The organism is Corynebacterium sp. CTNIH16 (genome assembly GCF_032821655.1).
Lineage (GTDB): Bacteria > Actinomycetota > Actinomycetes > Mycobacteriales > Mycobacteriaceae > Corynebacterium > Corynebacterium marquesiae.
This window is the reverse complement of record NZ_JAVBIG010000029.1, coordinates 1-1,543: the sequence shown is the minus strand read 5'-3', so window position 1 is coordinate 1,543 and position 1,543 is coordinate 1. Positions and strand designations below refer to the sequence as shown.

Below are 1,543 nucleotides of genomic sequence, written 5' to 3'. Positions count from 1 at the left end.
CAGACGGCACTCCTGGTGCAACCTTCTAGCCCCCGATGACTTCGAAGCGCTTAATTCAGCTACACTGACCCAAGCAGCATAGCTAACCCCCGACGTGTCTACTTTCCGGGGGCCAGGCCCCTTCCCGAGCAACTCATACGCTTGGTCGCGACCCCACTTGTTTTCCAATTGCTCCTCGACTTTTCGCATCAGAATGGGAATGGTCTCGTCCGGCAAGTCCGGAAGAAGCTGTTCTGCCAAGCTCCATTCAATTCCGGCGTCCGAGGCTGTTGCCCAAGCACGCTCCGGATCATTTAGGCACAGGTACTGGAACATCGCTAGGTCCCATGGTTTATCCCGCAGGCGAGTCTGGATGAGTTCTGACGCGGTGTCCCCTACGGCCGCGAAAAGCCCACGCGCAGTCGATAGCATTGGAAAACTATCGAAGGCTATCCGGTGCACGGCGGGGCTGCGGTGGGGAAAGTGGTCGTCGCAAAGCGCGGCCCAAAAAGTAAGGATATGGAAAGTATCCTCCGTAGGCAACGCCAGCATGGCCTTCTCTGAGTACTTATCGGCAAGCTCAAACTGACCTATCTCTGAAAGGGCGCGAATCAGCTGCTCGTATCCGTCCGTGTGAGTACGAAACACGTCCTCGACAGAGCCAGAAAGCACCGCCAGCCGACGCCTCGCATACGCTCCATGCGCCCCATCGCGAAGTTCCTTCACGCCCTCTGCCCCTAAAGATTGCTCGTACTGCACGGGGTCAACATCTATTTGTTCAGCATACGGCGACTCCAGAACGTCCAAGAGCCACTCGGCTAAGCGCAGCGCGTCAACCTGGGCTACTTGGGCGGCCTGAGGTAGTTCCTGGGCCAAGCGTTCCGCGCTCCAGATCAGCGCTCCAAATGGATCATTAACAAGCGGCAACTGTTGCAGGACCTCTTCTAGCGCTCGTCGCGCGACCGGGAAGACATCGTAAGGCTCTATTGTCTTGACGCCTTGGCTTGTGAGGTGATGAGGATCATCAATTGCCACATTCAAAAGCACACCCGCCTGCCACACCTGGTCGGCGTAAGCCCGTGAATCGTCGGGGTCAGTCAGATTCAAGGCGAAGGGATTTACAAGGGCGGTGGTTGCTTCGGCAAGCGTCCGCACTACTTCTGGTATTCCTTCAAATCCGTGAGAAACTCCTTAAGCGATTCCGTGATCTCCCATATTTGGTTACGCTCTTCCTCAAACATGCGGTCAACGAGGAAATCCACGCCGGCCAACTCATCCGGATGCAGGCTGTCCAAGTAAGCCAGCAGCCTATCGACGCCTTCAAGGCCCAGAATTCCTTGTTCTACCTGGTCCGCCACATTAGAAATTTGCCTTTGGTTCATGCTGGCGAGACTAGCAAAACGCAAAAGGAGAAGGAGGCGGTGGTTGGCCGTCTCCTTCTCGTTGTTTTTTGTATTTTGTTGTTTGTTGTTGTTTGGTGTCGGCGGTGACTTACTCTCCCACAACCTCCCGGTTGCAGTACCATCAGCGTGTGCAGGCTTAGCTTCCGGGTTCGGAATGGGAC

Annotated in this window: 2 protein-coding genes and 1 rRNA gene; all 3 read right to left on the bottom strand. The window is 55.6% G+C overall.

The window, feature by feature from the left end; genetic code table 11:
- A partial coding sequence (locus RAE04_RS11650; RefSeq protein WP_317027467.1) for a hypothetical protein occupies positions 1 to 1,134 on the bottom strand: 1,134 nt, incomplete at its 3' end.
- A complete protein-coding gene (locus tag RAE04_RS11645; RefSeq protein WP_317027466.1) occupies positions 1,134 to 1,361 on the bottom strand; it encodes a tRNA 2-thiouridine-synthesizing protein in 228 nt (75 codons plus the stop codon). The genes RAE04_RS11645 and RAE04_RS11650, both read right to left, overlap by 1 nt.
- Before the next feature lie 96 nt (positions 1,362 to 1,457).
- Positions 1,458 to 1,543 (bottom strand): 5S ribosomal RNA (gene rrf, locus RAE04_RS11640); the annotation flags it as partial.